Here is a 24,888-nt window from a genome sequence, read left to right as displayed (position 1 = left end):
CCTTCTCCTTTCTGGAGCTACGGTTTATACACAAGAATGATTTATCTTTGTTGTGTAAAGTTTAAAATTTTTATGTTAAAAAAAGCACTTTTGGTTTTGATTTTGGAGACAAACGGCTCAATGTACGCGGGGATGAGTTATTATCTTTAATGACTCAGAAATCTCAAACAACTATTTATAAGTTATCCAATCGTTGGGCTGACCAGATGGTCTACTATCGTTTTTTCAATAACTCAAAAGTGACAACAACCTCTATCATATCGACCATTACCCAAGATACTGCTCAGAGAATAGAGGCGGAACATTATTTGATTTTCCAAGATACTACCCAAGTAAACTTGGAGAAGAATCGTGCTCAAATTGAAGCTAATTCTGGTCTTGGCCTCATCGGGGATAACCGTAGTTTGGCTTTTTATTTGCATCCGAGTCTGGTCGTAAAAGCCTGTGACGAAAGCTGTGTGGGCTTTTCTTTTATCAAACCCTATATTCATTCTGAGCATAGAGCCGACCGCCATGAGCGAAAATATAAGACCTTACCTATTGAAGAGAAAGAGTCTTATCGTTGGATAGAAAGTGTTGAAAACACTGCTAAGGTCTTATCAAAAGCCAGTTTACGGACTTCGGTACAAGATAGAGAAGGTGATATTTTTGAGCTATTAGCCGCCGCTACAGGGCAAGACCATCTCATTGTTCGTTCGAGGGATAACCGTAAAATTCTTTATGAAGATAAAGTTTGTGACTTGTATCAAACCCTTGAAGAATCTGATTTAAAAGGAAGCTATCTGCTTGATATTCGAGGAGATATTCGTCATTCTTCCAAGAATAAGATAAAACGACAAGCTCTCATGGAGCTACGATTTGTAGCAGTCGATATCATTGCTCCTGCCAGAAAGGGTAAAGGAGTTTTACCGATTAAAGTTTGGGCAATAGAGAGTAAAGAATCTTCAAGTACAGTTCCTGAGGGAGAGCAGCCTGTTCACTGGAGAATACTAACGACTCACTTGGTTGGCAACTTTTCTGATGCCTGTCAAATAGTACGTTGGTATTCTTTAAGATGGCACATTGAAACCCTATTTAGGCTTCTCAAAACACAAGGATTTGCCATTGAATCCATTGAGCTTGAAAACGGAGAGTCAATCATTAAAATGACGCTTTTTGCCTTACAAGCAGCACTCAGAGTGATGGCATTACTCTTGGCAAGTAAAGCCAACGAGCCTAATGAAAACCAACAAGCCAAAGAACTTTTTTGTGAAAATGAAATCAAATGTCTGCAAGTACTTGAAACACAGTTAAGTGGAAATACCATAAAACAGCAAAACCCCTATCCCAAATACTCTTTAAGATGGGCATTTTGGATAATTGCCCGATTAGGAGGCTGGAAAGGTTATGCTTCCCAAAGACCTCCAGGTATTATCACCCTCAACGACGGAATTAAACAATTTAATAATATCTATCTAGGCTTTAAGATAGCACAGAGAGATATGTATAAACCGTAGCTACTGGCAGGACAGGGCCGCCTGAGCGGAAGGGTTGGGATGAGGTTGAAACCAAAGAATATTTTGTAACCTGTTACTTTTGAGACAGCCCCATTTTATTTAACCTTATTGATGACGGACTTACTTCGAATACCTTTCCGTCAAAATCGGAACTTTCTCTTCTTCGCTCGCCTTTTTATCAAAAAGTCTTTTTGTTTTTTGTCGAACGTGACAAATATCACTTTCAGACTTTCCAAAAAAAACGTCATTTGTATTGACAAACACTCATTTTCTCTGCAAACATGAAAATCGAACAAATTTATACTGGATGCCTCGCTCAAGGTGCCTATTACATTGAAAGTGAAGGCGAAGCGGCGGTCATCGACCCCCTTAGAGAAGTAAGTCCTTATATCGAAAAAGCCAATAAAAATGGGGCTAACATCAAATATGTCTTTGAGACGCACTTCCATGCCGACTTTGTGTCTGGTCACTTGGATTTGTCCCAAAAAACAGGAGCACCCATTGTCTACGGCCCCCATGCCCAAACGGGATTTGAGGCGCATATCGCTACCGATGGCGAACTTTTTCAAGTAGGAAATCTTGCCATAAAAGTATTACATACACCCGGCCATACGATGGAATCGACCTGCTATTTGCTCTTCGACGAACAAGGCAAAGAAAAGGCGCTTTTTAGTGGCGATACGCTCTTTATCGGGGATGTAGGTCGGCCCGATTTGGCCCAAAAGTCAGATTTAACCGTCGATGACTTGGCAGGGTATCTGTATGATTCACTGCGCGAAAAAATCATGACATTGCCCGACGAGGTCATTGTTTATCCTGCACACGGAGCGGGCTCGGCCTGTGGTAAAAACATGAGCAAAGAAACCACCGATACCCTCGGCAATCAAAAGAAATTTAACTACGCACTTCGTGCCAACATGACCAAGGAGGAATTTATCAAAGAAGTAACCGACGGCCTCGCCAAGCCGCCTCAGTACTTTCCTCAAAATGTAATGATGAACAAAGAAGGCTATGAAAGTATAGATGTGGTCATGAAAAGAGCGGCTCAGGCTCTAAGCCCTGCGGCGTTTGAAGCAGCAGCCAACGAAACAGGCGCGGTGGTGTTGGATACACGCCCTGCCCAAGTTTTCAACAAAGGATTCATTCCCAATTCTATCAATATTGGTTTAGGTGGGCAATTTGCCCCTTGGGTAGGAGCCTTGATTCCTGATGTAAAACAAGAATTATTGTTGGTCACCGAAATAGGCCAAGAACAAGAGACGATTCTCCGACTCGCACGCGTAGGTTATGACAACGTGATTGGGTACTTAGAAGGAGGATTTGAAACATGGGTCAATGCCAACGACGAAATAGATAGTATCACCTCTATTCCCGCCAACGAACTAGCGGATGTATTGGAAAATCAACCCGATGCACTCATTATTGATGTTCGCAAACCAAGCGAATTTGCGGCAGAACACGTGGACGGAGCCAAAAATTTGCCCTTAGATTATATCAGTGAGCTAATGGCCGAGTTTCCTAAAGACCAAACGATGTATATTCACTGCGCAGGTGGATACCGGTCTATGATGGCAGCTTCTATTTTGAAATCTAGGGGCTATGACAATCTGGTAGATATTGACGGGGGCTTTGGGGCTATTCAGAAATCGGGTCGTTTCAAAACCACCGATTATGTGTGCCCCAGTACTCTTAAAAACCAAAAATGACTTTTGTCAGGGTAATTGTTATTTTTTAGGTACAGCTTTGGCAAAAACTGAACACTCCTTCCCTGTTAGAATTATGAAAACGGAAACCATTTTAGTAGAAAATATCAAATGTGGAGGATGTATGAATAGCATCAAACAACGTCTTTTGGGCCTTACAGGGGTGCTTTCTATCAACATCAACAAAGACGAGTCACGCGTTACAATCGACCATACTGGTAGCCTCAAACGTCAGGTTTTCGTCAAGGAATTGACACACATGGGTTATCCTGAAGTAGGTAGTGAAAATAGCTTGTTGACCCAAGCCAAATCGTATGTAAGCTGTGCCGTAGGCAGACTATCTGAAGAAAAATAAATATTAAAGGGTTTAGGATTAATAGAAATCCACGGTCAAAATTAGAACCGTGGATTTTTTGTTTGGTACAAAGCTAATGTAACAAATATCACTGTAAACGCTAAACGGATTGATGACCTTTGTTTCATCAAATCAAAACACATACCATCATGTTTAGCTTTTTCAAAACCAAGAAAAATTATCAAAACGTCAACGCCGAGACCTTTAAACAACTCCTCGCCGATACGCCTCAAGCCGTTGTAATCGATGTACGGACTCCCGCCGAAGTACGCTCTGGTGCGATCAAAGGGGCTATTAATATCGACTTAATGAGCGTAGATTTTCAACAAAAAATTGAAAAATTGGACAAAAACAAAACTTATTTTGTTTATTGTCGTAGTGGCAATCGCAGCGGTCAGGCCTGCAACATCCTAGGCAATGCTGGTTTTGAGCATCTTTACAATTTAGCGGGTGGCATCATGAGCTGGCCTTACTAACCTTAAAAACAATCAGAGGATGAGCACTGTTCTTAAAAACTGGGATTTTATGCGCCTACTCCGTATGAGTATGGGGCTATGGTTGATTTACTCTGCTTTTGCCGACCGTCAACCTCTTTTTGGGCTTATGGGTGGAATTTTTGCCTTACAAGCCCTTTTCAATGTCGGTTGCGGACTAGGCGGCTGTGCCACCCCTAACGTACGGCGTTCTACTACACATACTATAGAAGAGACACATTATGAAGAAGTTAAGTAATATCCCTTGGGGCTGGATTGGTGCTTTTTTGGGTGCACTAGGCGGTTTTTTGTATTGGAAAGAAATCGGCTGTGTCACAGGCACTTGCCCCATCAAATCCCAATGGCAAACCATGGTTCCGTATGGAGCCTTGTTAGGGTATTTTGGTGGAGGTATCTTGAAAGATATCAGTACACCCAAGTCCGACGCTTAATACACACCTTTTAAACACAACCAAAAGTCATGGAAAAGAAAGAAAGTTTTAATGATATTATTCAAGGTGACACCCCTGTTTTGGTCGATTTTTTTGCCGAATGGTGCGGGCCTTGCAAAATGATGTCACCTATTATTAAAGATTTTGCGGCTCAAATGGGCGACCGTGTGCGTGTTATCAAAATCGATGTTGACAAAAACCCCGCCGCTTCCCAAAGCTATCGAATCCAGGGAGTTCCGACACTGATTTTGTTTCAAAACGGAAAAATTCTTTGGCGGCAGTCGGGCGTGGTTCAGAAAAAACAGCTCGAACAAGTCGTAAATCAATTAACAACCAAAGCTTATTAATTTTTTTTGAAAAACCGCAGTGGTAGAGAAATGCACTGTGACGACATAGCGGTTTGTTTTTACTCAATCAATGATACTCCCCGCTCAGTTTCATCTTTTTTCCGAAAACCTTCGCCAAGAAATGCTCCAAAAAGGGATTTCTAAAACGATTCCTGAAGGTGTCGAGATTTTGCGGGAGGGCCAATACATTCAGGCTGTTCCGATTGTATTAAAAGGCCTCGTGAAAGTAATCATGAGGCACGATGAGCGGGAGTTTTTACTTTATTATATTCATCCCAACGAAAGCTGCATTATGTCTTTTTTTGGGGTGATTCAGGAAGAATCTAGCAAAATAGTAGCTATCACCGAAAGCGAGACTGAGCTGCTATTGCTTCCTTCCGATTGGGTCAGGACGTGGTCGAGGCAATATCCTGAATTCAACGTTTTTTTTCACCTTCTCAACAATCTACGCTATACCGACTTATTGCAGACCATCAACGCCTTGCTGTTTGATAATCTCGATAACCGTATCCTTCATTTTTTACGCGAAAAAGCAAGTTTGCAAGCCAACCCTTTTCTCAAAATTCGACACCGTGAAATTGCTGATGCCATGGGTACCTCGCGTGAAGTGGTAAGCCGAGTCACCAAAAAACTCGAAAATGAGAAAAAAATCGCCCAATATCCCGACGGAATAGAGGTGCGACTGTAACCTATGTTACTGACTTGAAGGTGTGTTTGTGTGCATCTTTGCTACATGAAATCCCAATTATCCAAAATCATTCTAGTATGCTTCATTTGCGCACTTCTGATGGGAATTGTGTATTTCATCATTGAAAGATTTACTACATAAACACATACCAAAATGAAAGCTAACATGGGCGGCATCGACCGCGGCATTCGTCTTATTGTGGCAGCTATTGCCGTCATACTCTATTTTACAGGTACACTTACAGGCACCCTTGGCATCATAGCGCTGGGGGTTGCGGGGGTTTTTACGCTTACAAGTATTATTAGTTTTTGCCCTCTCTACGCACTTTTTGGGTTGAATACTTGCCCCGTAAAGCAATAATTGACCATCACCCATCAACGCCTCTTTTTGATAACAAGGTAGTTTTCTTTCAACAGAAAAGCTGCCTTGTTTTTATGTCAACAATAATTCATCGTATATTTGCGATATAAAATCAATTATCATGGCTATTAACCGACGAATGGATTTTCAAGCCGACGAAATCGCTCTTGCCGATTTTGCAAAGGCTATTTCACACCCCGCACGCATTGCGATTTTGAAAATACTAGCCCAACAAAAAAGCTGCATCTGTGGCGAAATTGTGGAAGGGTTGCCACTTGCCCAAGCTACTGTTTCGCAGCATCTCAAAGAATTAAAAGCGAGCGGCCTTATCAAAGGCACTATCGAAGGTAAAACCTCCTGTTATTGTATTGATTGGGAGGTGTTTAACCAATTTGTGGCTCACTTTGGAATTTTTGCCGACTTGTCCCAAAACGCTAACTGTCAATCTCAATCTTGCTGTTAAGTCTTTTTTTGAAAAATTTACAACAATAATATGCAACAAAAAAAACTCTCATTTTTAGATAGTTATCTTACATTATGGATTTTTCTTGCGATGATTCTAGGCATAGGTATTGGCTACTTTTTCCCAAAAACAGAGGCCTTTATCAACCATTTTAATGTAGGTACTACCAATGTCCCATTGGCGATAGGGCTTATCTTGATGATGTATCCCCCCTTGGCAAAAGTACGCTATGACGAACTTCCCAAGGTATTTTCAAATGTCAAAATTCTGCTATTATCGCTCCTTCAAAACTGGATTATCGGTCCATTGTTGATGTTTGGATTAGCCGTTATCTTTTTACCAGACAAACCCGAATACATGACGGGTCTGATTATGATTGGTATTGCGCGGTGCATTGCGATGGTGCTTGTCTGGAACGACCTCGCCAATGGAGACCGCCTCTATGCTGCGGGTTTGGTAGCCTTCAATAGTATCTTTCAAGTCCTTTTTTATTCCGTTTATGCTTGGTTTTTTATTACGATACTCCCACCTTTTTTTGGTCTCAAAGGCTATGAAGTCCAAATTACAATCAGAGAAGTTGCCCAAAGCGTTTTTATTTATTTGGGTATTCCGTTTTTGTTAGGCATGATTTCTCGCTATGGTCTTACAGCCCTCAAAGGCCGTGAATGGTTTGAAAAGGTATATCTACCCACAATCAGCCCTCTTACCCTGATAGCATTACTGCTCACCATCATTGTCATGTTTAGTCTCAAAGGACAGTTGATTGTGCAGATTCCGCTTGATGTAATTCGGATTGCCATTCCGCTTACTTTTTACTTTGCGATTATGTTTATGTCTGCTTTTTATCTTTCAAAAAAAACAGGTACCAACTATGCCAAGTCTACCTCATTGGCTTTTACGGCCGCTGGCAACAATTTCGAATTAGGTATTGCGGTTGCTATTGCCGTTTTTGGCATCAACTCAGGTGCTGCTTTTGCGGCTGTAGTTGGTCCTTTGATTGAAGTCCCCGTCTTAATTTTATTTGTCAACTACGCACTCAAACAAACCCATAAATTTCAACCATGATTTCTGAAGTAACACAGTATTTTGAAGCACTAGACCTTCGGGAGGTATCGGCGGAGCGCCAAGCTATATTGCAGCCACTTGCTCACTATATTTCCACCAAAATACAAGCCCAACAACCTATCAATCTGACGTTTATCTGTACTCACAATTCTCGCCGTAGTCACTTAGGGCAAGTATGGGCACAGGTAGCAGCGGCGTATTTTGGAATCAAAAACGTGTCTTCTTTTTCGGGAGGTACCGAAGCTACCGCTTGCAATTACCGTACTATCGCGGCTTTTGAGCGTGCAGGTCTGAAAATCAACAAACTATCTGAAAAAGAAAATCCTGTTTATGAGATCAGATTTGATGAACTGACGGCTCCTATCGTAGCCTTTTCCAAAGTCTATGACCAAGCTCCCAATCCTAGTAGTGGTTTCGCTGCTATTATGACCTGCGACCAGGCCGAGGCCAATTGTCCTTTTATTCCCGGCGCCGAAAAACGCCTCCCTATCATGTACATAGATCCTAAAGTGGCAGACGACACCCCCGATGAAGTCGCTACCTACGACGCCCGTTGTCGGCAGATTGCAACTGAGATGAAATGGGCATTGGGGCAGGTGAATGTGACTAATATCACTGTTTAATTCCGAAACAAGCTGCACTTTTGGGGTATCAATTTAATGACTCAAAATCATGGCAGCTTTTTTCTTCACCCTTGTTATGCTTCACCTCGTTGCGGGGTTTGGATGGGTACTTTACAAAATCGCATTTCAAAAGAATAAACCTGAATAGATTTAGCACTTAAATTTGTAGTTTTATTTCGGTATAAGCACTTAATATCTATGAAACGCCTTCTTTCTGCTTCTTCTCTTTTTGTGGTAGCTATTTTAATCACGGCCTTAAAACCCTCGCCTACTCAATCTACAAACTATCGACATCTAGGGGATTCGCTCAGTTTGAAAGCCCAGCAGGCTTTGATATCTAATTTACTAGGAGCTATTGAAAAAGGCGGCGCTGCTTATGCTGTTGATTTTTGCCACGAAAACGCAAGTCCGCTTACCAACTCGGTTTCATCTCAGGTAAAAATCCAAAGGGTATCGACTCGCAACCGAAACCCCGACAATGCCGCCACGATTTTTGACAAAAAAATACTTGATACTTTTGAGAGCAATACCCCACTAAAAGATACTTTGGTCGCCATCCCAAAAGGCTATGTGTATTATAAACCCATCCGCATCGGGATGCCCACCTGCCTCCAATGCCACGGTCAGCCTAAAAAAGATATTGAAACAGCTACTGCTAAAACCATTCAGAAAAAATACCGGTTCGACAAAGCTACCGGCTACCAAATAGGCCAACTAAGAGGCGCGTGGAAGCTTACGTTTTTGGTAGATAAATAAACACTCCCTTGTCCCGAACTATCAAGCCTCGTCCCGAACTCTGTTTCGGGACGGCTACGGTAAAGCGTCTCCGACGCATAGTATAGCAGTAGCGTCAGAGACGCTAGACCAAATTTTGCCCCAAAGCACAATTTGGGGCAAGCCAAGCCTCGTCCCGAACTGTGTTTCGGGACGGCTACGGCACAGCGTCTCCGACGCATAGTATAGCAACAGCGTCACAGACGCTAGACCAGATTTCGCCCCCAAATTATAATTTGGCGCAAGCCTCTTTTTTTACTTTAAAAGCTGTTTTTTGAAAGACTCAATCCTTTTCTTCAAGGCATCATTGCTTTGAAGCTTGTCTTTTTCAGTCCAATCAGTCCGTTTTTGATTGGCTTCAATGGCGAGATTAGAAATATCGATGGCTTGCTGATATTTTTTTTGTTTCTCCAAAATATCAATTTTTTGTCTATAATACCACGCCTCATTACTTTTAGCCAAAGCTTTATCGATTAGCAAAAGAGCCTTATCTAAATCTTTATTCAAATAATAATAGTATTCCGCAGCAGTAGCATATTCTTCCGAATTGGTGGATTTGTCGGTTAATAAATTTCTCTCAATAAATTCTTTCGAATCTTTATCTACTTGAGTATCTACTTTAAATGAAACTTGTGTATTTTCCCATGAAATATAAACATTTGCATTATTTGGAACTACATCAATATCAAAAGTGAGTGATTCATAAAATCGATTTGAAAAATGAGGATTCGTTTCAAAAACAATAACATTTTTTTGAGCATTATAATTAGAAACTCCATATAACAATGTATCGCTATTTATTATTATTTTCCATTTATTTTTACTCGGAATAGAGAAAACAGAATAGGTTCCTTTATCAATTTTTTTATTGTTAATAATAGCAGGTTTACTAAAAACAATTTTGGTACAATTTCCTGCACCTGTTCGCCATAATTTATTGTAAGGCACTAACCCACCAAATACTTTTCGGCCTCTAGATGCGGGTCTTTCATAAGATATAGAAATGGTAGTTGATCCAATCTTCTGTAAAACAAACCCTTTAGGGCTTAATTCAGGAAAAGAAATCTGCGAAAAAGCAGGGTAATTTAATGCTACAAGAAGCACTGAAAAACAAATCTTCATTTTATTTTTTTTAAATTTTCAATCTACTACTAATCTAAGAGTACAATTACTTTTTGAAGTCAGCGATTGTGATTCCGTCGTACCTATACACGCCCCCGGCCCTAAACCATACACTTCCGTCTTTAGCTTCTAAAAGCCCCAAAAGCATTCCTAGTTCTGGCTTTATTTCGGTTAAGAGGGCGTTGGACTAAGCAATGACTTTTCATCATAACGAGAAAGTACCCAATTGGTTCCATTAGCACTGACCTAACTATTCCAAATATTTCCTTTTTTATCTTCGACGATATAACCCACAAAATTTTGAATAAAATAGGTAAATGTACGGTCATCATATCAAAAAAAATTAAAAAAGTCGCAATCCATAAGTTACTCTTTTTATCTTGTATGATATTACGAGTTACACTATAAAAGTTGCGAGAACTAATATCAGCTTCGGGGGTATTACTGGCTGTTTTGTTTTGTACTATGGAAGAAATATAAAAAATAAAGGCCCACAACACAATCGATAAATGTGCGTATTTTTTCATTTTTTTTTATCATTCAAGCATTTCCACAAACATATTAATTTTTGAGTTGACTCTTTGTTAAAGGCTTGTAAAAGAATGTTAATGAAATGTAAAAGTTGTTTTTCTAACTACGATTGTCTATTCATAACTGTTTGTTTCATTTGCTTTTGCGTCAGCGACGCTATACCAGATTTTGCCCCAAATCACAATTTGGGGCAAGCCTCCCCTCGTCCCGAACTATGTTTCAGGACGGCTACGGTAAAGCGTCTCCGACGCATAATATAGCAGTAGCGTCAGAGACGCTATGCCAAATTTCACCCCAAATCACAATTTGGGGCAAGCCGCTCAAGCCTCGTCCCGAACTATGTTTCGGGACGGCTACGGCACGGCGTCTCCGACGCATAATATAGCAGTAGCGTCAGAGACGCTATGCCAAATTTCACCCCAAATCACAATTTGGGGCAAGCCGCTCAAGCCTCGTCCCGAACTATGTTTCGGGACGGCTACGGCACCGCGTCTCCGACGCATAATATAGCAGTAGCGTCAGAGACGCTATGCCAAATTTCACCCCAAATCACAATTTGGGGCAAGCCGCTCAAGCCTCGTCCCGAACTATCTTTCGGGACGGCTACGGTATAGCGTCTCCGACGCATAGTATTAGCAATAGCGTCAGAGACGCTAGACCTGATTTCACCCCAAATCATAATTTGGCGCAAGCCTCGCCTCGTCCCGAACTCTGCTTCGGGACGGCTACGGCACAGCGTCTCCGACGCATACTATGACAATAGCGTCAGAGACGCTAGACCAAATTTCGCCCCAAATCATAATTTGGGCCAAGCTATCTATTTATTAGAAACGTAATTTGTTTGTTCGATTTTAGATAGAAGCTTCGATTTACCTTCTACAAAAGCCTTGTCGTATTCAGAAGTAGGGATGGTTTTGTCTAAAATTTCATAATTTTCATAATCCTGAAATACAATCCCTCCTACGGTTTCCCGCTTGGTAGCTTTCCGAAAACGAGGGCCACCGTTGGCATAAGATAAATAATCTAAGGTATGCTTGGTCTGATGAATCCAATAACAAAACTCATCCTCATGGTCTTTGCCACCACCTTCTTTATCAAAAGTCACTTTGATTTTGTCATATTTTTGGCCTTCCAGAGTGGTTTCTCCCACATACACGAGATTGACGGCAGGCTCTGAAAGCTTGTAAGGTAGCAATACAAAGTAAGCGATAGAGTTGATACCTTCCCGATACTTGTCGGTATCTTTCGGTGAAAGTTCTTGCGTCTTTCCGTTCATAGTACGTACAAAAGAATCATTTGTCAGAACGTCTTTGTAGGTATTGTTGAGGGTATCGGTGGTTTGACGTTCATAGCTAAATTTCCCCTGCGATTGTACAAGGCGCACTTTAAACTGTCGGAAGTCAAACGACACATCAAAATCTTGATAATGTGCCCCTCCGTGCGTTTCGATGCATTCTTCAATGATTTTCTCAGCCTTTGCATCTTTCGTTTTGGACTCTTGGCAAGCCCAGCATACTCCTAATAAAACAACAGCGATAATTGACCTCAGCATAAAAAAGTTTTTTTGGGATAAGACAAACTAGGTTTTTGAAAACAATGATTGAAAAATAGTAAAGTTTTAGCTCAATGTAACAATTGTCACGGAGATAGGTGAAAGTCCACCCTAATTTTGTAGCCAACAATCGGCTTTATGAAGTCAGTAGCAAAAGCTCACAACACAGTTATTGTAAACTCAATTTTCAGGATTATCAGAAAAAAAATAGTAAAATACAAAATCAATATATTAAATAGAAACTTCTTTAGTAGAAAAAAATGTTATTACATATATTTATCTAAATAGCTAGTAAATCAAAACGTTAGGTCGCATTTAGATTTCATCATCAATCGTTTTATTTTGATCATAATCCCAATTCTCAAAAAGCAATGGAAATCATTGAACTCATCAAAAAACCATGGCCGTGGTACGTAGCAGGGCCGTTGATTGGACTTACAGTACCCACCCTACTCTTGATTGGCAACAAATCTTTCGGTATTTCCTCCTCACTTCGTCACATCTGTGCGGCCTGTATGCCTGCCAATATTTCCTTTTTCAAATACGACTGGAAAAAAGAAACCTGGAACCTCGTGTTTGTGTTGGGAGTGTTGATTGGCGGTTTTTTAGCCACTACTTTTTTGGCCAATCCCGACAGTATCGTCATTTCAGAAAGCACCATTTCTGACTTAAAAGCGCTTGGAATTCAAGATTTTTCGGGATTGATGCCGGCTGATATTTTTGCTACTGCCAATATCCTTTCCTTAAAAGGCCTTATCTTCTTTGTTATGGGTGGGTTTATGGTGGGTTTTGGTACACGTTGGGCAGGAGGCTGTACTTCGGGGCACGCTATCATGGGCTTGTCTAACTTACAAGTTCCCTCATTGATTGCCACTTGCTGCTTTATGGTAGGCGGTTTTGCGATGACTCACTTATTGATGCCTTTCATTTTCAAACTTTTTTAAAAACATCCACCTACTTCAAATAATTACAAAAATGACAAATTCACAAGATACCATCACCTATACACCAGTTGAGGAGTTTGTGTGTGATTCTCCCAACGATATGAAAAAAAGCGAAAGCGTACTGAGCAACCTCAAATACCTCATTGTGGGGATTATGTTCGGAATCGTTTTTGTAAAAGCTGAGATTATCTCTTGGTTTCGGATTCAGGAGATGTTTCGTTTGCATAGTTTCCATATGTACGGTGTTATCGGCTCGGCAGTAGTGGTAGGTATGCTGTCGGTATTTCTTATCAAGAAATTTAATATTAAGACTATTTCTGGCGAAACGGTACAGTTTCACCCCAAAAAATTCCAAAGAGGACAAATTTATGGAGGGCTTATCTTTGGGCTAGGTTGGGCTATCACAGGAGCCTGCCCAGGGCCATTGTTTGCCCAAATCGGGAGTGGTTTTGTGGCCGTACTAGTGACGCTCTTGAGCGCTATTGCCGGAACCTGGGTTTATGGCTATTTCCGCGATAGACTTCCTAACTAATCTTCTAGCAATGCAGCATAGATATAGTAGTCATCTATGCTTCATTGCTCTACCTCAAACAGCTACTAACATGTTGAAAGGAACCAAATTATATAGCATTTTATTCAATAAATGCCCCCGCTGCCATGAAGGAGATTTTTTTGAGACCCCTAACCCTTACGACCTCAAAAACTTCGACAAAATGCATAAACACTGCCCCCACTGTGGCGAAGACTTTGAACGCGAACCCGGTTTTTATTTTGGGGCTATGTACATTAGTTATGCACTTTATGTAGCGATGATAGTGACAAGCTTTGTGGGATTTGTCATCCTTCTGAATATAGATGCCATCAAACTACTCTATTTTTTGATTCCTGCTCTTATCTTGGTGATGCCTGTCTTTTTCAGATTGGGGCGGTTGGTTTGGGCTAATTTGTTTGTTAAATACAAACCACAAAAAAACAAAGCGGCTCTTGTCAATAAAACAGCCTAATTGTTATTGTTTTCGGTATTTATAGAAAACTACCAAAAATTTTTACCCTACTTTATAAATTTCTCTTTTTCAACTCCTTCACCGCAAAATCAGCCGCACGAGCGGTGAGTGCCATGTAAGTAAGGGAGGGGTTGACACAGGAAGACGAAGTCATGCAAGCCCCATCGGTGACAAACACATTTTTGCAAGCGTGAACTTGGTTCCATTCGTTGAGTACCGATGTTTTGGGGTCGCGCCCCATGCGCGCTGTCCCCATTTCGTGTACTCCTCCTCCTATGGCATAGGTATTATTGTGTGAAACAATATTTTTAAAACCTGCTGCTTCAAACATCTCAGCGGCGTCGTTGGCCATATCTCTCCGCATTTGAATCTCATTGTCAGACAATTCGGCATCAAACACAACCAGCGGCAAGCCCCATTGGTCACGCTCAGTAGGATGCAAATACATCCGATTTTGGTGCCTCGGCAATATCTCTCCAAAACCTCCCATACCCATCCACCAGCCGCCAGGTTGCGTGATTTTCTCTTTTAGGTCTGCCCCAAAACCTAGCGAATCAGTTCCTCGCTGCCATCCACTTCGCCCCGACCACCCCTGATACCCAAACCCTCGCAGATAGGAGCGTTTGTCGTTACCCCAATTTCGATAACGGGGAATGTAGATTCCATTGGGACGCCGTCCAAAATAATAACTATCCTCAAATCCTTCTACCGACGCATTGGCTCCTGCATTGAGATGATGATCCATGATATTGTGCCCCAATTCGCCACTGTCATTGCCAAAACCCGTAGGAAAACGCGAAGATTTAGAATGCAGCATAATAGCCGTAGAAGCTACCGAACCAGCGTTTAAAAACACGATTTTGGCATAGTACTCCTCCACTTCTTTGGTGTTTTGGTCCATCACCCGCACCCCCGACGCACGATTTTTCTGGGAATCGTAGAGGATTTCAGTCACTATTTTGTTGGTCAAAAAAGTAAGCCGTTTGGTCTTTTGGGCTGCTGGAAGGGTAGCTGCTTGGGTACTAAAATAGGCTCCAAAAGGGCAGCCTCTTTCACAGCGATTACGCGCCTGACACTGAGCTCTGCCCAAAGCCAAATGCTCGGCGGTAGGTTTGGTAAGATGAGCCACCCGCCCAATTGTGACGGGTCGGGCAAGTTTTTCGGATACCTTTTGTTTAAAATGTTTTTCGACACACGTAAAATCGTGAGGAGGCAAAAATTCACTATCAGGTAATACCTCCCAGCCTTCTTTTTGTCCACTAATCCCCGCAAATTTTTCCACATAACTATACCACGGAGCTAAATCTGCATACCGAATCGGCCAATCTACTGCTATACCTTCTTTGGAATTGGCCAGAAAATCTTCTTCATTCCACCGATAAGCTTGTCTTCCCCAAAGCAACGACCTCCCACCTGTACCATAGGCGCGCGTCCAGCGAAAGGGCTTGTCTTCCAGATAAGGATGTTTGAGTTCATTCACAAAAAATCCATTTACTTCTTCATTCCCTATTCTAGCACCACGCGCAGGATTGTTGGAAAATGCACTACTCTGCGCCAAGCTCGTACGCCCACGATACTGAAATTCCCAAGGCGCTTTCATAGCAGTGGTATAATCGGTGACGTGCTTTATGTCGCGTCCTCGTTCGAGCATCAGCGTTTTCAGCCCTTTTTCGGTAAGTTCTTTGGCGGCCCATCCTCCACTTACTCCGGAGCCTATCACAATGGCATCGTAGGTATTTATGGCTTTTGCGTTCATCGGTAGTGCTGATTCAAAACAATCCTTTTTGTCTTTTAAAAGAAACCATAGTCTCAAGTTTCCCTATGAAAAACAAAACAAATTATTGTTTTTATAACACCTGGCCACCGATTTTATCGACACCGCGAACTCGCTTGCGACAAAAATTTCTTACCATTGAGTAGCATACCTACGCCGTTGGAGGTATTGGCTAGGGTAAATTGCCGCGTACCGCCATCGCGTAGCATCAACATCAAAACCGCCTGATTGCCTTGCGCCACTACACGCCAAGTACCAGCGTTGCCGCCTTGCGTAGCCGCCGAAAAACTCCCTCCAAAATCAGAACTACTAGCCGAATTGTCAACATTCATGGCAAAAGTGCCATCGCTACAAAAATCATAAGATTGTTTTTCTGAAAAACCGCTCGCCGTATAAAAATACAAAAGCTGCCGCCCTGCAATTCGACTTTTCCATTGCTCGGCCAAAGGTGATACCTGCGGCTTGGTAAAAGTCACACTGTTGGCAATCGATTGAAGGATAGTACGGTGCTCTGCCCGATAAACATTTTTGGGAGCAATAAGCAATACGCTCACTCCTCCACCGTAGGGCGACACAAGCGCAATGGTCTGTAAACTAACCGCTTGCCCATTGGCCGTACCATCCCACCCCAGCCATGCGCCTTGGCTACCATAGGTTTGTTTGGAGGCTTTCAGATAAGTATTGTTTTTGGGGTCGTTGGCATCTTGGTGCGAAGCCATGATGGTCTGTACGGAATTGTACCCATGCGGTACTACTGCCAAGACCACATCCTCGCCCGCTCTCGTAAATCCATAATTCCCATTTTCTTGTTTTACTTGCCAGCCTGCTGGCGCATTGAACGCATACCCCACATTAGCATCACGTAACTGAGTTCCGGTACTTTTACCAGAAGGCGGGGGCACATTTGTGGTAGTGGCAGTACTAGACGAACCTGCCGACGGGGAAGTAACTTGCGAAACCCGCTTCATGGGAATATTAACTCCCTCTGTATGAACAAAATACTCGCCCAATAATCTCAACAACGAAAACTCTACATTGCGATTTCCGTCACGGTAGGTTCCTCCTATTCCACCGTCAACATGCACCGCAACACAGGTAAAGCGTTGGTTTTGAACGGTAAATAAACCCTCAAAACGGCCATTTTTTTGACTCATCGAAAGTACAATTCCCGTTTGAGTATTTTCAAATACACCCGTAAAATCGGCATCGTTTTGGGCAAAAAGTGAATAAGAAATCATGGTAAAACACAACAAGAATAGAGTTTTCATAAAGCATTTTGAAGGTAAAAACTAAAAATAGAAAAAATCCTCCATTTACCCATGCTGGTCCCAACATGATGCCGGGACAAGCAAGAGCTTGACCCAAACTATCATTTGGGGCAAAAAAGGCATTGCGTCTCCGACGCAAAACCCATAACAAAAAACCAAAATAGCCTCCAATTAGCAAGTAACAAGAGCTTGACCCAAACTATCATTTGGGGCAAAAAAGGCATTGCGTCTCCGACGCAAAACCCATAACAAAAAACCAAAACAACCTCCAATTAGCGAGGGATTTGCTTTCTTCACTAATTCAGAGTCAAATAATTGGTATATACTTTCTCCACTTTCTCAGATTTGGTAAGGCGGGTTTGAGTCCTATTGGCTTTACATTCATGGTTCATGACCTCCACATACATGAGAGGATACTGGTATTTACGCATAAAAAAAAGCGCTTGTGAACGCACAACTGCACTATAAAGTAAGGTATCTTTTACGGCCAATACTTGTAGATTGTTGATACGGGCATAATTGACAGGAGACACCATTTTTTTTATTGACCCTTGTGATGAAACATCTTTTTTAATAATACTATCTCCTTCTTTTTTGAGCATATATATATGATTAGAAACATACCCATATCCACCTACCTTTTGAGGGTCAGTAAAAAAATTATACAAATGATTCATTTTACTAACCGTAAAAATCACTTGCGTAAACACCTCACTATAATACGAAGTTAATGGCCACCTGCTAGGTAACAATTTAAAAATTGTCAAAACTTGAAAAGCAAAAAAAACTATCACAAACATTCTATATCGCAAGTTCATATCTTTTATAAATTTTAAATATTTTTTTCAAATCTGTTAATATCAATGGATACCAAATTACGAGATTTACCATCAGCAACAACACCCCAAATGGAACAAGTCCCATAAACAACGCAATGAATAAGTGCATACCTACAATAGCAATAATCAAAACTGTACGCACGTAAGGAATTAGCACTAATATAAAATAGAACATTTCAATAAAAACCACCAAAACCCCAGAAAACACGTAAAATCCATAGTGAACATTGTACGTAAATGGGAGCAATTGGTAAGTAGGATCGGACAAACTCAAATACAAAAACTCACCATTGAACCAAGAATCCATATTAAATTTTCCAAACCCTGCCGAAAAATAGGTTAGGGCTAAATAAATTTGAATCCCCCTTACAGCGATTTTTTGTTGATTCAGAATTTTATCATCTGATTTTTTGGGGGCTAGGCTCAAAGCATAACCACTAGGAAAAATCGTCAGAAACAACAAAAAAACGCTTTGGTATAAATCTACTCCGTACAAAAAAGGATAAAGAGAAAGTGAAAATACGAGAAAAAAGAAGAAAGCAAGCAGCGAAGATACACGTGTAAAAATCCCAAGTGCCAACAGCACCAAACTTCCCACATACAGGGATATAGCGAAAAAATTAAAGGTTTCATGGCTCATATTCAGCCAATTGGCTAATCTAGCAGGATGTGGATCAAACCAAAAAGAACTAGCTTGAGTCACTTCCCAATTGATAATTCCGTCTGGACTTACAAATACCTCGTAGTCATACAAAAAGGCCCCAAAATTAAAAAGTGAAAATAGCGCAATAGCTATTCGAAAATATTCGAATTGATATTTTGATTGTCCATAATCCAAATAACAAAATATATTTTCTTTGAGCAAATACAAAGCTTTTTTTTTCATCTTTCTAAGATTTTATAATCTAATCCGACCGGATGCCGGATTAGATTGTTAGAATTATTTTTTTGCAATTACTGCTTCTAGTTGTTTCATGCGCTCTGCTCCCAATTTAGAACGCATCGATTTCAAAGCTTCTTCTGAGGTAGCTGCAATCCATCCTTTATGAATCAAAATATTGCTAGCTGCGCTAGGCTTGCCAGTAGTAAAACCACCGCCCGGTAATGTCTTTACTTGCCCTACTGACGATTTAGTTGCAATTACTAACTCACCTTTTGGTGAAAATACGGCTTCAAAGTCTGAGCCTAAAATCTGCTGAATCTTTTTTTGTTCGGCGGCGCTAAATGTAGGTGTTCCCTGAGCATTAGCCACCAAGGCCATCGACATCATCAGTCCGATTGTTAAGATGCTTTTTTTCATTGTAAAAAAGTATTTAAGTAAACCCCTACTCTCTTAAAGGATTTTCAGGTTTCTCCTTTTTTATTTATTCTTACTATTTTCATTAACAATTCGTTTTCATTTATCGCATCATACACGCAATACTAGCTACTGGTACTAGCTGCTTGAAAGTAAAATCACGAGAATAATGTGTTCTGATTCCGTAACTCAACATTACATTTTTACTAAATCTCCAATCTCCCCCGTAGGCAATGGTAATATTTTGAAAACTAAATACATTGGCACGGTCACGATTAAGTATTTCCACAAAAAAATTAAATTTTGGACTTCCATATCGGAGATTTAAACCTCCAAAATATTCGCGCGTGGGTCGTCGCAAAGGAGTGTTTATTTCGGTGTACCTAGCTACTGCCGTTAACAGCCATTTACGCCCCATACCTACGCAACCGTTGAGCCATACCGATACGCCGTCTTGTTGCAGCAAAAGGCTGTCGAGACTTTCATTTTGATAGGTATACGACCGGCCCACCGCCACCTCCAAAAACGAAGCATTCCAATGTTCTTTTAAATAGGTCGTAGTCAGTTGTGCCAAGCGCTCTTTTTGGGCTTTTTCTAACGCCGCCAATTGTCCCTCAAATACTTGAATTTGCTCAATCAACTTGATTTTTGCCTCAAAATAGGTTGCCGTTTTGGGTATCTGTTGTAGGGTGTCGTTTGTTAGTTTAAGATTTTGTAAAATCTCTTGTCGCTGTTCAAAAAACTGTTCGGTAACACCTCTCACTAAGTCGGGTTCATCGAGTGGGTCATGACTCCTGAAAAGCGTTATTTTAGCGGCAATTGCCAATCTACGCGTCAAGTCTTCGTCTTCTATCGTACCTCCTGATACATCGAGCGTCGAGAGCATTTTCATCAACTTAGAGGCATTTTGGTACTTCTGCAAACTCGGGCGATTGTAAAGCAACTCCCAAATCGGCTGGGCTTGTATGGCAATGTTGGGTTTTAGACGCCAAGATTGAAACGACCAATCCACCTTAAAATCGCGGATATTGCCAGGTTTGGTAACTTGTGCGGGTGTGACTCCCAACAAATCAAATGCCGCCGAAGTAGGTATCGAAAACTCCAACGTTTTGACAGCATTGAGCGACGGTATAAGCGTATCGGTCTGTGCCCATGTGGGACATGAAAGCAAAAGTAGAGCTACGAGCTTTCGGGTCAAGATAGATACGCTGAGATAAAATGTTTGCATTATTTTACCAATATATAGCCCCTACGGGGCAATGAAACGGAAGAAAGGTATTTTTCGGGCTACCGACATACAGCCCCTACGGGGCAGGGCTAGCAGCGTTACACGTTTTCATGTTTTACCAATATATAGCCCCTACGGGGCAGAATTTGCAAATTAAAAACCGCTCCAGCATATACGTATCGCTTTTAACTATTTCTGTTTTATACATTAGAAATCACAAATGTCAGCTGAAAGTGAGACCCTCGATTATAGCAATTAATGGTACGCTTCAATATTCCATTTATTTCTGATAGATACACTCGCAAGCGCTCTGTTGTATATTTTCTATTTCCATTCTGCTCCGAAAGCGAGGCAGTTAAGGTGATGTTTGCTTGGTTGCCATTACAATTAGGAATATCGAAAATCAATGACTTATTAATTACAATCGTTCCCCCTTCTTTTACCCTTACAAAATCGGTTGGTGAGCGTTCAAATAACTTGAGGGTTCGTTCGCGACTATCAAACGAGTTTCCGGTTTGTCCCTCATTGCTATTACAATAGGCACCTGCCCAAATCGACCCAAACAAATTTTCTTCGTGGTTTTCCGCCTCTGATTTCAGCAATGAGATTCGTTCTAGCGTCACCCGATATGAACGGCTTGAGGCTCCTCCCCGTACTTGACCCACAACACTCATTGAGATCATTATCGCTATCCACCACTTCATACTTTTTAGTAAGGTTAATTTGTTGATACAAAATTCCGTCATTATCTGCCACCAAAAATCACCCCTGTGTAGGATATACAAAAAATCCCCCTTAGGGGGGATAAGTTTTTTATACCAACTGATGCTCTAAAGCATACTTGACCAAAGCAGAGGTATTTTTTAAATTGAGCTTATGAAGGATATTTTTACGATGACTTATGACCGTCGATTCACTAACATACAGCTTATCAGCTATTTGCAGGCTCGTCAATCCTTCTACCAACAAAGGTATGATTTGTTTTTCGCGCGCTGTAAGCCACTGATGTAGTTTCGTGGTCGATTTTTGGGGTGTGGCAACAGGTCTCCTCAAAATGGTATTCAAGATAGCATTCGAATAATACACCTCCCCTTTTTCGATAGTTTCAAAAGCCCGATGTAGCTCAGAGGAACCCGTATTTTTGAGAATATAACCATCGGCACCAGCTTTTACCATTTGCTGAATACTCACGTAGTCGTCGAGCATCGTAACCGCAATGACTTTCACGTGGGGGTACAGTTTCTTAATTTGTTTGGTAGCTTCTACGCCATCGCAGTGTGGCATATTGACATCCATAAGTACCCAATCCACGCGGTAGCTTGCCAGCATTTCGAGGGCTTTATAGCCATTGAGAGCATCTCCTACAATGCTCACTTCGGGCGTTTGAGAAAGTACAAATCTGAGGCCTTCCAAAAACAATTGGTGGTCGTCCACTATGAGTATTTGCCGAGTCATAACTTTGAGTATTTAGGGTGAGGGAGTGCTATCGTCACGCACATGCCGTGCTGCGGGCGTGAGTCAAATTCTATGTTTCCTTTTAACAACTGAATGCGATTGCGAATATTTTCAAGACCAAAACCCGAGGAAAAAGGCTTTGGCACAAAACCCCGCCCATTGTCTTCATACACAATGATGAGCTGCTGCTCGCGTGCCAAAAGCTGTAATTCGATACCAGAAGCATGAGCGTGTTTGAGAGTATTGTTGACTAATTCTTGAATCACCCGAAAGAGATTAATTTCAAACGCCTGCGGCAAGCGATCAGGAAAATCAAGCCAAAACAACTCAAATTTCAAGGTGTCAGTGACATTGATTTTATTGACCAAATCTTCGACCGCTTCCCTGAATCCTCGTTCAAAAAGCATTTTGGGATTCAAATCCTGCAATTGCTGCCTGATTCCCCCTATCGCTTCTTCCACCATTGGCTTTAGAGCGTGGCCTCTTCCGCTATGCGTATTTTCTAGTTCTGACACATACATTTGTAAAGTAGAAAGTCGCATTCCGAGGTCATCGTGCAGCTCCGTGGCAAGTTGTTTGCGCTCAGCTTCTTGGGTCTGAATGATTAAATTGAGGCGTTCTCGTTGCCGCCATTTGAGTGATTGAATACGCCATTGGTACGCTCCAATTCCTCCTATAACAATCCCCAGCAATACCAATATCCGAAACCACCACGTTTGCCAAAAAGGTGGTCGAATCACAACGTATAATTGCCGAATGTCGTCGCTCCAAAAGCCATCGCTATTGGCCGCCTTTACTTCCAACACATACTCACCTGCGGGTACTTTTACATATCTGATAAAAGTATTGGAGGTCGTAATCCAATTGTTTTCTAGGTTTTTGAGGCGGTATTGGTAAAGATTTTGCCCATTGCTAAAAAAATCCAAAGCTGTAAACTGAAACGAAAAGGTGTTTTGCTCAAACGATAGCCGCACCGTGTCCATTTCGCCGATGTATTGGTTTATGTGAGAAAGGCGCTCATTTATCCAAAAATTCGTAAACTGTACTTGTGGCTGAAAAGTACTGATTCTGACTTCTTCGGGCTTGAAATAATTAAAACCAGAAGTGCCCCCAAAATAGAAATACCCTTCTTCATCCACGAGGTATGATTTGTTGTTGAACTCATAGCCTTGCAAACCATCGGCAAGGGTATAATTTCGAAATTGCCGCATCTCTGGATTAAAACTAGCCAAACCCCGGTTGGTACTGAGCCAAAGGTTGTTTTGCTTATCTATCAATACAGCATATACGTACGAATTTGGCAAACCATCCTTGAAAGTGTAAGTCGCTTTGATTTTTCCGTTTTGATATTGCACCAGCCCATTACTTGTTGCTAACCAATCACACTTGCGGGCCCTATCTTGACACCTGCTAAGTACATTGCCACTGTGAGTGATTCTTTCGTAAGTAATCCAGCGGCCATTTTGAAGGCTTCCTTTTACACATCCTTCGTTGAAAACAGTGAGCCATATACTGTCTTTTTGGGAGGTATTTAGCCAAAGTACATTTTGTTTTTGCCACCCCTCTACTTCCGTAAAAACACGCTTTTTTTTATCAAATTCATAAAGACCATACTCTGTTCCTACGAGCAATTTTTGGTCTTTCCATTCGGCGATACTCCTGATGATGTTGTTACCAAGCGCCTGTTTTTGCTGGGGAAAAAAACTTTCAAACCTCCCCTTACCCAAATAATGCGCCAGTCCATGATACGTAGCTATCCAAATCTGCCCTTCACTGTCCCGCAAAAATTGATTGATAGATTGGCTGGGCAAAGCATACACGTTTTGGGGATCAGGAAGCCAATAGTCAATCATTTGTTTGGTAGATTTTTCCCACACATTGATACCACCTTGCTCTGTACCTACCCAAAGGAGGTTTTTGTCATAAGACAACAAGCTTCTTACGTTAGGGTCATTGAGCGATTGCGTGGCTTCTGCTACGTAACGTACTTTATTAAATTTGTGTCCTTGTTCAATGATAGCATTGACGCCCAACGGGTCGGGGTTGGCCCATACAATCCCATTGTCGGCCACATAAATACTCGTTATCGTGTTATTGGACAAGCTATTGGCATCATTGTTTTGATGAACCAACTGCGTCCATGTATGATTAGCCTCGTATCGCAATACGCCTTGCCCTCCCGTGGCTACCCACACCACCCCATTGCTTCCTTCCTTCAAATCGTAGATTTCTACCAAAGGCGTATTGTTAAAATGCGAGATTTCGTGGAAGCTCTGGCGCAAAGCATCCAATACCGTAATCCCCTCAGAGTGACCCATATAAATCAATCCGTTTCGAGCATGCAATACACAATAAAACCGCTTGCTTTTGCCAATTCTGTTTTGTGGATGTTTTGAAAAATAATAGGCTGATTGCTTCGTAAGGGTATCATAGCTCATAATGCCTTCTGGCAGGCATACCCAAAGTCTGGCATCCCGCCCAAAATGAGTTGCGTTGGTTGGGGTAAGCAGCCCTATGCGATTTGTCAGAGATGACAAAATCACCTTTTTGGTTTGTTGAAGATAGTCAAACTGCACAATCCCCTCTTTTTCAGACCAATACCAAACATATTGCTCGTTGCTAGCAAAAGGCGTACAAGGCGATAAAACGGCAGGACTGGCTTCAATAAAACTAAAATTATCTTTGTGGCGGCGGTACCAGTTGAGACCATAATCGGTACCTATCCACAAATCTCCATTGGGGGATTCAATGATAGAATTGACAAAACCCCCATGAAGCGCGCCTGCTTGCGAAGGCTCCGAATAATACACCTTGAAGCTGTGTCCGTCGTATCGATTCAGGCCGTCCTGTGTTCCAAACCACATAAAACCCCGCGAATCTTTGAGCATCGCATAGATAGACCCCTGCGATAGTCCTCGGTCGGTTCCGATACGGTCTATACGATAAGACTGAGCTGTAGCCTTCAGCCCAACACCCAACCATAGGAAGAGGAGCCACTTTTGCATTGCTAGTGTTTTTGCACAACGTAGCTGCAAGATACACCTAGCATCGCCCACCGTGGTAGCACCGTTGTTG

The 24,888-nt window shown here is 41.7% G+C and carries 28 protein-coding genes and 1 pseudogene; 18 read left to right on the top strand and 11 right to left on the bottom strand.

All coding sequences use genetic code 11. The features are described 5' to 3' along the window. Positions 1–104: 104 nt before the first annotated feature. From G563_RS0107600 to G563_RS0107535, 13 genes and pseudogenes are all read left to right on the top strand, one after another. Positions 105–1,496: pseudogene (locus G563_RS0107600) on the top strand (IS4 family transposase); the annotation flags it as partial. Positions 1,497–1,777: 281 nt separating this feature from the next. Beyond that, entirely contained in the window at positions 1,778–3,202 is a 1,425-nt protein-coding gene (locus G563_RS0107595) for an MBL fold metallo-hydrolase (RefSeq protein ID WP_028664799.1), read from the top strand. A gap of 73 nt (positions 3,203–3,275) precedes the next feature. After that, positions 3,276–3,554, top strand: a complete 279-nt coding sequence (locus G563_RS0107590) for a heavy-metal-associated domain-containing protein (protein ID WP_028664798.1) — start codon at positions 3,276–3,278, stop codon at positions 3,552–3,554. 149 nt (positions 3,555–3,703) lie between these two features. Continuing rightward, the gene (locus tag G563_RS0107585; RefSeq protein WP_028664797.1) at positions 3,704–4,030 is read left to right on the top strand and encodes a rhodanese-like domain-containing protein; all 327 of its coding nucleotides are present in this window, start codon (positions 3,704–3,706) and stop codon (positions 4,028–4,030) included. A 19-nt stretch (positions 4,031–4,049) separates the two neighbouring features. Next, on the top strand, positions 4,050–4,286 hold the full coding sequence (locus G563_RS0107580; RefSeq protein WP_028664796.1) for a hypothetical protein: 237 nt from the start codon (positions 4,050–4,052) through the stop codon (positions 4,284–4,286). Continuing rightward, positions 4,270–4,479 carry a hypothetical protein gene (locus tag G563_RS0107575; protein WP_028664795.1) on the top strand — a complete coding sequence of 70 codons (210 nt, stop codon included), beginning with the start codon at positions 4,270–4,272 and terminating at the stop codon, positions 4,477–4,479. The genes G563_RS0107580 and G563_RS0107575 overlap by 17 nt, the downstream gene beginning before the upstream one ends. A 29-nt stretch (positions 4,480–4,508) precedes the next feature. Further along, the gene (trxA, locus tag G563_RS0107570) at positions 4,509–4,826 is read left to right on the top strand and encodes a thioredoxin (RefSeq protein WP_028664794.1); all 318 of its coding nucleotides are present in this window, start codon (positions 4,509–4,511) and stop codon (positions 4,824–4,826) included. A 70-nt stretch (positions 4,827–4,896) separates the two neighbouring features. Next, positions 4,897–5,514: a Crp/Fnr family transcriptional regulator gene (locus G563_RS0107565; protein WP_028664793.1), complete on the top strand. Its 618-nt coding sequence runs from the start codon at positions 4,897–4,899 to the stop codon at positions 5,512–5,514. A 153-nt stretch (positions 5,515–5,667) separates the two neighbouring features. Further along, positions 5,668–5,874: a YgaP family membrane protein gene (locus G563_RS0107560; protein WP_028664792.1), complete on the top strand. Its 207-nt coding sequence runs from the start codon at positions 5,668–5,670 to the stop codon at positions 5,872–5,874. A 121-nt stretch (positions 5,875–5,995) separates the two neighbouring features. Beyond that, a complete protein-coding gene (locus G563_RS0107555; RefSeq protein WP_028664791.1) occupies positions 5,996–6,337 on the top strand; it encodes an ArsR/SmtB family transcription factor in 342 nt (113 codons plus the stop codon). Between the two features lie 30 nt (positions 6,338–6,367). Continuing rightward, on the top strand, positions 6,368–7,402 hold the full coding sequence (arsB, locus tag G563_RS0107550) for an ACR3 family arsenite efflux transporter (RefSeq protein WP_028664790.1): 1,035 nt from the start codon (positions 6,368–6,370) through the stop codon (positions 7,400–7,402). Further along, positions 7,399–8,025: an arsenate-mycothiol transferase ArsC gene (locus G563_RS0107545; protein WP_028664789.1), complete on the top strand. Its 627-nt coding sequence runs from the start codon at positions 7,399–7,401 to the stop codon at positions 8,023–8,025. The genes arsB and G563_RS0107545 overlap by 4 nt, the downstream gene beginning before the upstream one ends. Positions 8,026–8,223: 198 nt before the next feature. After that, positions 8,224–8,781, top strand: a complete 558-nt coding sequence (locus tag G563_RS0107535; protein WP_028664788.1) for a Tll0287-like domain-containing protein — start codon at positions 8,224–8,226, stop codon at positions 8,779–8,781. A gap of 273 nt (positions 8,782–9,054) precedes the next feature. Here G563_RS0107535 and G563_RS33935 read toward each other — a convergent pair whose 3' ends face one another. Continuing rightward, entirely contained in the window at positions 9,055–9,921 is an 867-nt protein-coding gene (locus G563_RS33935) for a DUF2911 domain-containing protein (RefSeq protein WP_037326107.1), read from the bottom strand. An 810-nt stretch (positions 9,922–10,731) separates the two neighbouring features. Here G563_RS33935 and G563_RS37935 point away from each other — a divergent pair. Next, positions 10,732–10,962: a hypothetical protein gene (locus tag G563_RS37935; protein ID WP_157585139.1), complete on the top strand. Its 231-nt coding sequence runs from the start codon at positions 10,732–10,734 to the stop codon at positions 10,960–10,962. Between the two features lie 19 nt (positions 10,963–10,981). After that, positions 10,982–11,209 (top strand): hypothetical protein, encoded by a 228-nt coding sequence (locus G563_RS37930; protein WP_157585137.1) that lies wholly within the window; start codon positions 10,982–10,984, stop codon positions 11,207–11,209. 60 nt (positions 11,210–11,269) lie between these two features. Here the strand turns inward: G563_RS37930 and G563_RS0107520 are convergent, their stop codons facing one another. Next, positions 11,270–12,004 (bottom strand): DUF6503 family protein, encoded by a 735-nt coding sequence (locus G563_RS0107520; RefSeq protein WP_028664786.1) that lies wholly within the window; start codon positions 12,002–12,004, stop codon positions 11,270–11,272. 371 nt (positions 12,005–12,375) lie between these two features. On the opposite strand from G563_RS0107520, the gene G563_RS0107510 reads away from it, so the two are divergent. The 3 genes from G563_RS0107510 to G563_RS0107500 all read left to right on the top strand — a co-directional run bounded on the left by G563_RS0107510 (position 12,376) and on the right by G563_RS0107500 (position 13,952). Then, positions 12,376–12,948 carry a YeeE/YedE family protein gene (locus tag G563_RS0107510; RefSeq protein WP_028664785.1) on the top strand — a complete coding sequence of 191 codons (573 nt, stop codon included), beginning with the start codon at positions 12,376–12,378 and terminating at the stop codon, positions 12,946–12,948. A 31-nt stretch (positions 12,949–12,979) separates the two neighbouring features. Next, entirely contained in the window at positions 12,980–13,480 is a 501-nt protein-coding gene (locus G563_RS0107505) for a DUF6691 family protein (protein WP_028664784.1), read from the top strand. Between the two features lie 70 nt (positions 13,481–13,550). Beyond that, positions 13,551–13,952, top strand: a complete 402-nt coding sequence (locus tag G563_RS0107500) for a DUF983 domain-containing protein (RefSeq protein WP_028664783.1) — start codon at positions 13,551–13,553, stop codon at positions 13,950–13,952. 52 nt (positions 13,953–14,004) lie between these two features. Here G563_RS0107500 and G563_RS0107495 read toward each other — a convergent pair whose 3' ends face one another. The 9 genes from G563_RS0107495 to G563_RS0107450 all read right to left on the bottom strand — a co-directional run bounded on the left by G563_RS0107495 (position 14,005) and on the right by G563_RS0107450 (position 24,818). Next, a complete protein-coding gene (locus G563_RS0107495) occupies positions 14,005–15,708 on the bottom strand; it encodes a GMC oxidoreductase (protein ID WP_028664782.1) in 1,704 nt (567 codons plus the stop codon). A gap of 113 nt (positions 15,709–15,821) precedes the next feature. Continuing rightward, positions 15,822–16,994: a hypothetical protein gene (locus tag G563_RS0107490; RefSeq protein WP_028664781.1), complete on the bottom strand. Its 1,173-nt coding sequence runs from the start codon at positions 16,992–16,994 to the stop codon at positions 15,822–15,824. 296 nt (positions 16,995–17,290) lie between these two features. After that, on the bottom strand, positions 17,291–17,596 hold the full coding sequence (locus tag G563_RS0107480) for a hypothetical protein (protein WP_211235259.1): 306 nt from the start codon (positions 17,594–17,596) through the stop codon (positions 17,291–17,293). A 199-nt stretch (positions 17,597–17,795) separates the two neighbouring features. Further along, positions 17,796–18,719 carry an HTTM domain-containing protein gene (locus G563_RS0107475; RefSeq protein WP_028664779.1) on the bottom strand — a complete coding sequence of 308 codons (924 nt, stop codon included), beginning with the start codon at positions 18,717–18,719 and terminating at the stop codon, positions 17,796–17,798. 54 nt (positions 18,720–18,773) lie between these two features. Next, positions 18,774–19,133, bottom strand: coding sequence for a hypothetical protein (locus G563_RS0107470; protein ID WP_028664778.1), 360 nt, complete (start codon positions 19,131–19,133; stop codon positions 18,774–18,776). A 100-nt stretch (positions 19,134–19,233) separates the two neighbouring features. After that, positions 19,234–20,358 (bottom strand): hypothetical protein, encoded by a 1,125-nt coding sequence (locus G563_RS0107465; protein WP_028664777.1) that lies wholly within the window; start codon positions 20,356–20,358, stop codon positions 19,234–19,236. Between the two features lie 200 nt (positions 20,359–20,558). After that, complete coding sequence (locus tag G563_RS0107460; protein WP_157585133.1) at positions 20,559–21,062, bottom strand: hypothetical protein; 504 nt, start codon at positions 21,060–21,062, stop codon at positions 20,559–20,561. Between the two features lie 109 nt (positions 21,063–21,171). Next, the gene (locus tag G563_RS0107455) at positions 21,172–21,813 is read right to left on the bottom strand and encodes a response regulator transcription factor (protein WP_028664775.1); all 642 of its coding nucleotides are present in this window, start codon (positions 21,811–21,813) and stop codon (positions 21,172–21,174) included. After that, the gene (locus tag G563_RS0107450; protein ID WP_028664774.1) at positions 21,810–24,818 is read right to left on the bottom strand and encodes a ligand-binding sensor domain-containing protein; all 3,009 of its coding nucleotides are present in this window, start codon (positions 24,816–24,818) and stop codon (positions 21,810–21,812) included. The genes G563_RS0107455 and G563_RS0107450 overlap by 4 nt, the downstream gene beginning before the upstream one ends. Between the last annotated feature and the right edge of the window lie 70 nt (positions 24,819–24,888).

The sequence above is a fragment of the Runella zeae DSM 19591 genome (genome assembly GCF_000423565.1).
GTDB classification, from domain to species: Bacteria; Bacteroidota; Bacteroidia; order Cytophagales; family Spirosomataceae; genus Runella; species Runella zeae.
Note: the sequence above shows the minus strand (reverse complement) of the source record. Positions and strands in the feature narration are given on the sequence as shown.

What these genes read in the sequence shown, in the direction of transcription:
- G563_RS0107595 (WP_028664799.1), top strand. Translation starts at nt 1,778, where the DNA reads ATGAAAATCGAACAAATTTATACTGGATGCCTCGCTCAAGGTGCCTAT.
- G563_RS0107590 (WP_028664798.1), top strand. Translation starts at nt 3,276, where the DNA reads ATGAAAACGGAAACCATTTTAGTAGAAAATATCAAATGTGGAGGATGT.
- G563_RS0107585 (WP_028664797.1), top strand. Translation starts at nt 3,704, where the DNA reads ATGTTTAGCTTTTTCAAAACCAAGAAAAATTATCAAAACGTCAACGCC.
- G563_RS0107580 (WP_028664796.1), top strand. Translation starts at nt 4,050, where the DNA reads ATGAGCACTGTTCTTAAAAACTGGGATTTTATGCGCCTACTCCGTATG.
- G563_RS0107575 (WP_028664795.1), top strand. Translation starts at nt 4,270, where the DNA reads ATGAAGAAGTTAAGTAATATCCCTTGGGGCTGGATTGGTGCTTTTTTG.
- trxA (WP_028664794.1), top strand. Translation starts at nt 4,509, where the DNA reads ATGGAAAAGAAAGAAAGTTTTAATGATATTATTCAAGGTGACACCCCT.
- G563_RS0107565 (WP_028664793.1), top strand. Translation starts at nt 4,897, where the DNA reads ATGATACTCCCCGCTCAGTTTCATCTTTTTTCCGAAAACCTTCGCCAA.
- G563_RS0107560 (WP_028664792.1), top strand. Translation starts at nt 5,668, where the DNA reads ATGAAAGCTAACATGGGCGGCATCGACCGCGGCATTCGTCTTATTGTG.
- G563_RS0107555 (WP_028664791.1), top strand. Translation starts at nt 5,996, where the DNA reads ATGGCTATTAACCGACGAATGGATTTTCAAGCCGACGAAATCGCTCTT.
- arsB (WP_028664790.1), top strand. Translation starts at nt 6,368, where the DNA reads ATGCAACAAAAAAAACTCTCATTTTTAGATAGTTATCTTACATTATGG.
- G563_RS0107545 (WP_028664789.1), top strand. Translation starts at nt 7,399, where the DNA reads ATGATTTCTGAAGTAACACAGTATTTTGAAGCACTAGACCTTCGGGAG.
- G563_RS0107535 (WP_028664788.1), top strand. Translation starts at nt 8,224, where the DNA reads ATGAAACGCCTTCTTTCTGCTTCTTCTCTTTTTGTGGTAGCTATTTTA.
- G563_RS33935 (WP_037326107.1), bottom strand. Translation starts at nt 9,921, where the DNA reads ATGAAGATTTGTTTTTCAGTGCTTCTTGTAGCATTAAATTACCCTGCT.
- G563_RS37935 (WP_157585139.1), top strand. Translation starts at nt 10,732, where the DNA reads ATGCCAAATTTCACCCCAAATCACAATTTGGGGCAAGCCGCTCAAGCC.
- G563_RS37930 (WP_157585137.1), top strand. Translation starts at nt 10,982, where the DNA reads ATGCCAAATTTCACCCCAAATCACAATTTGGGGCAAGCCGCTCAAGCC.
- G563_RS0107520 (WP_028664786.1), bottom strand. Translation starts at nt 12,004, where the DNA reads ATGCTGAGGTCAATTATCGCTGTTGTTTTATTAGGAGTATGCTGGGCT.
- G563_RS0107510 (WP_028664785.1), top strand. Translation starts at nt 12,376, where the DNA reads ATGGAAATCATTGAACTCATCAAAAAACCATGGCCGTGGTACGTAGCA.
- G563_RS0107505 (WP_028664784.1), top strand. Translation starts at nt 12,980, where the DNA reads ATGACAAATTCACAAGATACCATCACCTATACACCAGTTGAGGAGTTT.
- G563_RS0107500 (WP_028664783.1), top strand. Translation starts at nt 13,551, where the DNA reads ATGTTGAAAGGAACCAAATTATATAGCATTTTATTCAATAAATGCCCC.
- G563_RS0107495 (WP_028664782.1), bottom strand. Translation starts at nt 15,708, where the DNA reads ATGAACGCAAAAGCCATAAATACCTACGATGCCATTGTGATAGGCTCC.
- G563_RS0107490 (WP_028664781.1), bottom strand. Translation starts at nt 16,994, where the DNA reads ATGAAAACTCTATTCTTGTTGTGTTTTACCATGATTTCTTATTCACTT.
- G563_RS0107480 (WP_211235259.1), bottom strand. Translation starts at nt 17,596, where the DNA reads ATGCTCAAAAAAGAAGGAGATAGTATTATTAAAAAAGATGTTTCATCA.
- G563_RS0107475 (WP_028664779.1), bottom strand. Translation starts at nt 18,719, where the DNA reads ATGAAAAAAAAAGCTTTGTATTTGCTCAAAGAAAATATATTTTGTTAT.
- G563_RS0107470 (WP_028664778.1), bottom strand. Translation starts at nt 19,133, where the DNA reads ATGAAAAAAAGCATCTTAACAATCGGACTGATGATGTCGATGGCCTTG.
- G563_RS0107465 (WP_028664777.1), bottom strand. Translation starts at nt 20,358, where the DNA reads ATGCAAACATTTTATCTCAGCGTATCTATCTTGACCCGAAAGCTCGTA.
- G563_RS0107460 (WP_157585133.1), bottom strand. Translation starts at nt 21,062, where the DNA reads ATGAAGTGGTGGATAGCGATAATGATCTCAATGAGTGTTGTGGGTCAA.
- G563_RS0107455 (WP_028664775.1), bottom strand. Translation starts at nt 21,813, where the DNA reads ATGACTCGGCAAATACTCATAGTGGACGACCACCAATTGTTTTTGGAA.
- G563_RS0107450 (WP_028664774.1), bottom strand. Translation starts at nt 24,818, where the DNA reads ATGCAAAAGTGGCTCCTCTTCCTATGGTTGGGTGTTGGGCTGAAGGCT.